We start from the raw sequence: 7,598 nt of genomic DNA, 5'->3' as shown, positions 1-7,598 counted from the left end.
CACATTTCAGGGGAGCACGTCAATGAAGATGGTCGCCACAATGAACGGAATGGTGCGCTTTGCCGTCACAAGAATATCCTAAATGTCGGAAGCGGGAGGCCTGCGCCGAGCCTCTTACGGCGGGGCTGGAGCGGGTGAAGGGAATCGAACCCTCGTCGTAAGCTTGGGAAGCTTCTGCTCTACCATTGAGCTACACCCGCATTTCAACGACTTGGCCCCTGCCTGCCGCGCTGTTTTAAAACGCGTTTTGCAGTTGCCCTCGCGATGCGGCGTCCGAGTGCCACGATGACCGCGCTGTCGTCAACATATCTCTTGCGGATCGCGCGAGCACGCGGCGGCGATCAGCGCTTCCGCGCCTTCCATGCCCGCACCGCCGCCATCGTCTTCTCGATATGCGCCTGCGGCTTGCTGTCGGTGTAGCTGAGCAGGATCGTCCCGTTCGGCGCGATCACATAGGATGTGCGTTCGGAGAGAATCCGGTTGTCCGCCGTGCGCATCGTCGTGTCATATTTGGCGGCGACCTTCGCGCCCGGATCGGCCGCCACGGCAAATTTGTCGCGGCATTCCGACCGCGAAAATTCGGCGACGCGGTCGATATTGCCCGCGGTGACGCCGATGACGCGCGCGCCCAACTTTTTGAAATCGTCGGTCGATTCGGCAAAAAGATGCGCCTCGATCGTGCAGCCGGGCGTGAAAGCCGCGGGAAAGAAATAGAGGACGACCGGACCCTGCTTCAACGCCTGCTTCAGCGACAGGCTGAAGGGCTTCCCGCCCTGTGCCGCATCCAGCGTGAAATCGGGCGCCTTCACGCCGGGCTTGAGCGCCGCGAAGCCCTGCAGAGGCGCGGCAGCCAAGAGCAGCCCGACACCCAGCGCGATTGCCGTCATGCCCCGGAATTTCATCATCGCTCTCCCATTTGGCCGATGTCGCCAAGCATGACCAAAAAATGCGCGGGCGTCCAGCGCGCCGACGCAAACGCTCGTCGAGGTCATGGTCTTGGAGAAAGCTGGCGCACCCGACGTCAAAGCGATGGGCACTCAGATCGTTGGGAAATTCTGCTTGCAAGAGCGTTATGAGGGCTGCTTGGCCAACGCCCACAAGCGCTTTGTTGTTACCTGTCGGTCAAATTTAGACCACACTCGCATGGACCTTCCGGCGCGGGGACCGCTCGGCTCAGGGCAGGCGCTCATCCAAGGCCTGCCTCCGAGATAAACGGGGTTGGTGTGTTCTTCCAGTGAGACTGATCGGATGCGATGACAAGGATGCGTTTGGCGCGGGTCAAGCCAACATAGAATAGCCGTCGCGCCTCGTCATACGCCTCCTGCGTTGATGTCGAGAAATGCGGGATGCTGCCATAGTTCATGCAGATCAGAGCGACCCCGTCAAATTCGCGCCCCTTGGAATTGTGCAGCGTGATCAGCTTGAGCGCATGCTCGGGATTGGCGAACAGCCCCATATCGGAGATCAGCAGGTTTGCAAGATCGACCTTGCTGGCCTGCATATCGGACAGCATTTCCTCGGCGGAATCGATCAGCGGCTGTTTGGCGCTGGCCGGCAACCATTCCTCGTGCTCGAGATAGTCACCAGCCTCGCGGGCGAGGGCGCGCAGCCAAGGGACACCGCCCAGATGCTGGTCGGCAAGCTCACGAGCAAGATAGATCATGCCAAGCGCCACGCGACGCCCTTGATAGCTGAACATATCGTAGCGCGAGTTCCCGGTGAGATCACCGATGAGCCGGAACAGTGCCCGCTCGACCCCAGGAACCCCGAGGTAATTGCCCGCCTCGGCGCAGGCTCCAAGTTGCTCGGCAAGTCCGGCAAGCAGACGCCGACGCTTATACGGGCGCGCACCTGGACCGAAGACCGGAACGTTGAATTCGCGGAGAACACGAGCGACGGGGATGAGATGCGTCCACCATGGCGCAAGGATCGCGGCCTTGCCGAGCGGGATGCCGGCATCCTGGAGGGCGGGCAGGAAATAATCTGTGATGGCGTCGATCGGCCGGGCGACATGGACATAGTTTACTTGCGCTTCGAGCTGGGCTGCATCGCCCGCCGACTGCATACCCGGAACGGTCGGAATGAGTGTTGATGCAGCGCTGACTATCGCCGTCCCGCATCTGAAGTTGCCGGTCAGCGATGTATCTCGGTGCGCGTCGATCTGATCGCCGAACTGTTCTGCGAGTTCGGGACGAGCGCCGGCGAAGCGCATGATCGACTGGTTCTGGTCACCAACAAGAAAGAAACGGGTGTGGAGAAAATTTCGGAGAGCACCGAAGATGGCGATTTGGATGTCGGTGGTGTCCTGGAATTCGTCGATCAGCAGCCAAGCAAAACGACTCGCGATACCGCGTCCGACGAACGGATGCTGTTCGATAATCTTCCATGAATAGTAGAGGATCATCGCGAAATCGAGGTATCCGTGCGCGCGGACCCACTCCCAATAGAGAGCGGCGGATTCGGCAGTGACGATGCCCGTCTCTATACCCGAACCGCAGGGTTCGCCGTTCACGTCAATGCGAAGCGATTCATAATCCTCGAACACCTGTCCGGCTGGCATGCGGCCGAACGCATCCTCGACCGCCGTTACGATCTGTTCGAACAAGCTGTTCTCGCGGGACAGCACTTGAAACGATGTCGGCACTTCGGGAATGAGCCAGCTATAGGGACGCAGGATGAATTGCAGGCAGAATGCGTGAATCGTCGAAATTTCACAGCGGTCTGCGATCACATTGTTGCCATAGGTGCGCAACCGGGCCTCGATCTCGTCGACCGCCGCATTAGTATAGGTGATGCAGCCGATGAACTGGGATGTGCCCACCACCTGATCGGCCAGCGCCAGCAGCTTAGCGAGAATGACGCGCGTCTTGCCGCTGCCCGGGCAAGCCGTGAGCAACAGATTGCCGTCATGTTCGACCGCCTCGCGCTGTTCGGGTGTCAGCCCGATCATTCGATGAGCCACTCATAGGCCTGCTCAATGTAAGGCGGCAGATCGGTCGCAAGATTAGCGTAGCGCGATGCTATCTGCGCGAAACGGGCCTTGCCAAAACGCTTGGCGGTGTTGAGCGTAATACGGCCCAGTTCAACGCGCAGTGCCGTTTCGTCAGCGATGCCCATTCCCCCGAGCGCAAGCCTTTCAAGCCCATTCTCCATTTGCGCGAGGATTTGCGGCGCGCCGAGAGCACGAACGGTCTCAATCAGCATCGGCAGACGCCCGACCGATACCAACTCGCGTTCAAAAGTCGTAGCGCCCGCGAATGTGGACACAAAATCGCCTTGCAGCGCCACGAGGTCGGGCGCGTCGGTTTCCGGATCGAAGTCTTCTGCGTCGGAAGGCTTCATATCAGCATCGGCCACGATGGCGCATTTTTTTTCAAGGGAGCCAGCGCGGAACAGCTTGGCATAGACGCCGAAATGGACGCCATGAATTGCGATAACCGAAATGCCGAGCCGCTCGAGCTTCACGTCGTGCACCTGCTCGATCAGTGCCGGGATCAGGAACATCTCGGCTGGTCCTTCAACCAGCATGACCTTGCGGGCGTAGAGCAATGCGCTCTTTGTTGCGTCAAGATAGCGTTCGAGATCGGCAATCTCTGGCGCGCTCAGCGCCGCATTAAGCGCAAGATTGCCAGCAGCAATGGTCGCGTCATTTCGCTTGGTGAGGGATATGATGCTGCTCAGCGGTACTTGTGAGGTCACCTGCGTGCTGTGACTGGTCAGGATTGTCTGCACGCCGATCGCGCGCAACGCCGCGATCAGCGAGAATTGCAACTGAGGATGGAGATGCGCTTCGGGTTCCTCGATCAGGATCAGTTGGCCGGCCGATCGGTTGAGTGCGATCCGCCGCTGGAGATATTCCATCAGGATCGCGATGTAGAGGATATTGTTCATGCCAAGACCGTTTCGGCCGGGTTCGAACGACGTAAGCGACAAGTCCGACAAGATGATTTTCAGGTTGCGAATAATCGCGCGGAAGGTCGCGGCGGATAGACCGAGCGTGGCGTCCATCTCGAACGCGGGGCCGGAGACATCTTTGAAGCGCGTGTCGATTGCTCCTGCTATCTCGGCGATCGTCGGCGAGTTCGCGATTGCATGATTGGCCTGGTCAAGCATGGCAATCAGGGCATCCTGCTCAGCCGCATCGATCTCGAACGCCTCGATCAAGCGGATAAGCGGTGACTGGCGTGGATTGCGTAGATCATTCTCGACATCGCGGAGCGCGGGGAGTTGGACGAGTAGGTAGGATTGCAGGTCAGCAAAGCGCACGGACTCGCCGATCCCCTCGTCATTCCAGGCAATCTCGGTGAGGTCGATCGCAGGATCACCGCCGCCGCGGATTTCCCATTGATAGTCCTCAAGGGTCAAAGTGCCGGGTATGACGTCACCACTCGCAAGCTGCTCCCGGACAGCCGGGCGCGGGCGGAAGCGGTAGAATATGCGCGCACGATCCGCGGCCGTCTTCCAGGTGCTGACCAGTGCCTCCTCGTTCACCCTGCCCTCAAACCCAGTCAGCTCAATGCCGATCAGAACTTGGCTCGGCTCGGCGATATCGATCGCGGAGTGGATGTCCTCGCGCAGCAATGACCGGAAACTCGACGGCAACATATTGTCGAGACAAATCTGGATCGCGCGCAGGATAGCAGTCTTGCCGGTGTTGTTCTCGCCGATGATGCAGCACAGATCATCAGCGACATTCACGTCAAGCGACGCGAAGGTGCGAAAATTCTGAATTACGATCCGCGCTACCCGCATCATCCTCACCCCGACCGCTCGACGGCGACGTGACGCCCCGATGCTATGTGAATGAATTAGGAGCGGCAGCAAGACAAGCACGTTCACCAAAGTCGCCACAACTCAACTGCGCGCCATTCGCAAACCTTCCCAACCCCGACCGGGTGCGGTGCGGTCAACCGCCAGCCGTTCAGGCCATCCGCCGTCTCAGGGTGTGTCTGCTCGAGCATCGCGGCTTCGGCGAGAAGCTCCTGCCCGCCCCCAAAAGAGACCATATCGTAGGGAAGACTAACAAGAACCAGCGGAAAGGGATTGCCCACACCCGTGCCCACGCGCTCCTCAAGCTTGCGCCAGTGCGCCGTCGCTACGGTAGTTGTATTAGTTTGAATTTAGCCCTTGGCGACGGTGCGCCACTTGGTCCCAGCCGGGATTTTAGGCGGCTTCCCTTTCGGGCGATCATCTGGATGAACCCAATCGGCCGGAGGGTCGTATTCCGGCGGGCGATTGATAAGTCCATTAGCACCTTCGACCTGTGCGCCCATTACACATCGTTCGATCATTGGAAGCGAGATGTTTCGACGCGGGACGCCAAGCCCTTTGTAGTCAGGCGGATAGGTCTGACCGGGTGGGATCGCTGCAAAAAGCCTTTTGCCCTTTTCTTCCAAGCGAGCTTTGAAGAATTTTGCTGTCGCCACTTGATCGGAATCCGCCGAAAGCAAGAATGCGCCATCGTAAACGTCATCCTCTCCGTCGCAGATGACAGACAGGGCGACGTTAATGTCGGATTGCTTTTCAGAATACCCTCCATCGGCCGGCACATGATGCAGCACAAAGTCGCCGGGAGGTTGAGGCGCATAAGTCACCTGAGGCAATTATCGTTGGGGGCAAACAATGACGAATTCACAAGATGTTGAATGGATACTCGTCATACGATATGGAATATCTGCGCATAGGCATCCATCGCCAATATCGACAGAAAAACTTTGCGGTTCATTGGGGAGTTCCTACACTAAACGCGCCAGCACCAAGATTGTCGGCCAAGTCGTTAGTCGCAATCGCTACGCTCGTACTTCCATTCAGACGAGCGTCTCGACGATCATAATCATCAATCCATGGAAGGCGTTTGCGAATCCCTGTAGAAACTGGAGCATCCGTAAACGTCGCAATTATACTCACAAGACTGTATCCAGAACCAAGACTTTTAGAAAATTTATCTGGGTCAACTTCTGCTATTGTCGAAGGATCGTTTGCGTCCGCAAAACGCACAATCAGAGGATAGTTTTCTACAACTGATGACGGCAACTTCCTCGTTCTCGGGACTGGAACTGTGCCACGGAAGGCGGCCACATTGTGCCAGAAGAATTTACCGCGTTCGCTTGCAGGTGGACCGCCTTCGGATTTGGGCATGGCCCACGACTTACGCAAATCCTCCGGAATCCAAGTCACCGACTTGCTTGCCCAATCGACGTCGCCTCGCGATTGGAGCAGAACGAACAATGTCTCTCCGTTCGGCAAATCAATGGGTACAGCTTCTCCGATTACCTTGAAGCTGGAATCCGACCATCTTACTTCGATGACTCCACTGCCAACCCTAGGACCGTCCGGCGTTTCCACGTTGATGACAAGACGAAAACGATAAGGTTCATAAAATGATGCAAACTGGCCAGCGTCGATTGGCTGGTCACAGGCAGACATTCCCAGAAGCGGCAAAATCAACGCTATCGAGCAGGCGAAGCCTCGGCGGGAAATCATGCACCAAATCCTCCAGCCACGCGACAGTTAGCAGCTGCAACGTGACCAATTTCCTCCCCGACCCGACTACCCCGAAGCTTATCCTCTCTGATAGATTGTCCATAGCCTCGATTATATGAGTCCATAGAGAGAATAGTGATAAACAGATCCCTATTCATCTCTATTGCTCCCTAGTAAAATCGTTATACCCAAGCTTCTGAGCCAAAGTTGGTCTGGTCGTAGGTCGAAAATCCCCGTCAAGACTCTCGTTCTTATTAATGCCCAGACCTTCTAGGTGATTCTCCAGGAAATTGGTGACTGGATCGGCAGTTATGCTGGCCGAAATTCTCCTTATCTTCACCCCAGCACCAAATACTCTTTCAAACTCCTCGGGTCTCAATTGCTCAACCGTTCGCGAATCGTTCTGGACTGCGAAGCGGACCAGCATGGGCAGCGCATTTCCGCTGTCTAAACTGTCCATCCTCGGTATCGCTGGGTAAAGCTCCAACGAAGCCCCTTCCGGCTTTCCCCACAATTCAGACCAGTAGATAATTTGTGTTGAGTAGTTCACATCTCCAGACACACCAGTTAACAATGCGAATACTTCCCTATTATCGGGAAGGCGAACGACCACGGCATCACCACGCAATTTCGTTGACCCACGATCTTGACCAATTCCTAGGGAGTCAGAAGGCCTCCGCCTTGTTAGTTCGCGGATTGCGTATCCGCTCTTGATGCCATGAGGGGTGTCCACCTCAACCGTCATCTTGTAACGTAGCGTATTAGTGCCTTTTCCTGCCGCCCCGGATGATCCGGGCTCACTGCCGCAAGCCGCAAGCAAGCCGCATGCGGCCATCGCCCCTATCAGGTCGCGCCGCCTCATACCGTCAATCCTTTGCGATCATCGCCGCTTTTCCAAACAAGTTTAGGCGCCGCTGGCGGCACTGCTACCAAGGCGGACGTGGCGGCCTTGCTCTTCACAACAGGACCCGCAGAATTACTTGCATCGCACCGCCCCCGCCCCTCAGGCACACGCTAACAATCGCCAGACTTAGCCTGACGATAAGCATGTGGAATCAGCCGAGATTCCCTACCCCGACATACGGTTGATGCCACAACCCGCCAATCATGCAACC

Annotated in this window: 6 protein-coding genes and 1 tRNA gene; all 7 read right to left on the bottom strand. The window is 57.1% G+C overall.

Features of this window, described 5'->3' with window-relative positions; genetic code table 11:
- Positions 1 to 126: 126 nt before the first annotated feature.
- Positions 127 to 200, bottom strand: a tRNA-Gly gene (locus EBMC1_RS06760).
- 141 nt (positions 201 to 341) lie between these two features.
- Positions 342 to 905: a peroxiredoxin gene (locus EBMC1_RS06755; protein ID WP_003042476.1), complete on the bottom strand. Its 564-nt coding sequence runs from the start codon at positions 903 to 905 to the stop codon at positions 342 to 344.
- 281 nt (positions 906 to 1,186) lie between these two features.
- Positions 1,187 to 2,950, bottom strand: a complete 1,764-nt coding sequence (locus tag EBMC1_RS06750) for a UvrD-helicase domain-containing protein (protein ID WP_003042472.1) — start codon at positions 2,948 to 2,950, stop codon at positions 1,187 to 1,189.
- Positions 2,947 to 4,755, bottom strand: a complete 1,809-nt coding sequence (locus EBMC1_RS06745; protein WP_156001013.1) for an ATP-dependent nuclease — start codon at positions 4,753 to 4,755, stop codon at positions 2,947 to 2,949. Before EBMC1_RS06745 ends, EBMC1_RS06750 begins: the two co-directional genes overlap by 4 nt.
- 365 nt (positions 4,756 to 5,120) lie before the next feature.
- Positions 5,121 to 5,594: a hypothetical protein gene (locus EBMC1_RS18345; RefSeq protein ID WP_156001011.1), complete on the bottom strand. Its 474-nt coding sequence runs from the start codon at positions 5,592 to 5,594 to the stop codon at positions 5,121 to 5,123.
- Positions 5,595 to 5,721: 127 nt separating this feature from the next.
- Positions 5,722 to 6,483: a hypothetical protein gene (locus EBMC1_RS18340; RefSeq protein WP_156001009.1), complete on the bottom strand. Its 762-nt coding sequence runs from the start codon at positions 6,481 to 6,483 to the stop codon at positions 5,722 to 5,724.
- Positions 6,484 to 6,643: 160 nt separating this feature from the next.
- On the bottom strand, positions 6,644 to 7,345 hold the full coding sequence (locus EBMC1_RS18335) for a hypothetical protein (RefSeq protein ID WP_156001007.1): 702 nt from the start codon (positions 7,343 to 7,345) through the stop codon (positions 6,644 to 6,646).
- Positions 7,346 to 7,598 lie beyond the last annotated feature (253 nt).

It is taken from the genome of Sphingopyxis sp. MC1 (assembly GCF_000371385.1).
Lineage (GTDB): Bacteria > Pseudomonadota > Alphaproteobacteria > Sphingomonadales > Sphingomonadaceae > Sphingopyxis > Sphingopyxis terrae.
The sequence above is the reverse complement of the archived record's forward strand: the minus strand, read 5'-3'. Positions and strand labels throughout refer to the sequence as shown.

What these genes read in the sequence shown, in the direction of transcription:
- EBMC1_RS06755 (WP_003042476.1), bottom strand. Translation starts at nt 905, where the DNA reads ATGATGAAATTCCGGGGCATGACGGCAATCGCGCTGGGTGTCGGGCTG.
- EBMC1_RS06750 (WP_003042472.1), bottom strand. Translation starts at nt 2,950, where the DNA reads ATGATCGGGCTGACACCCGAACAGCGCGAGGCGGTCGAACATGACGGC.
- EBMC1_RS06745 (WP_156001013.1), bottom strand. Translation starts at nt 4,755, where the DNA reads ATGATGCGGGTAGCGCGGATCGTAATTCAGAATTTTCGCACCTTCGCG.
- EBMC1_RS18340 (WP_156001009.1), bottom strand. Translation starts at nt 6,483, where the DNA reads ATGATTTCCCGCCGAGGCTTCGCCTGCTCGATAGCGTTGATTTTGCCG.
- EBMC1_RS18335 (WP_156001007.1), bottom strand. Translation starts at nt 7,345, where the DNA reads ATGAGGCGGCGCGACCTGATAGGGGCGATGGCCGCATGCGGCTTGCTT.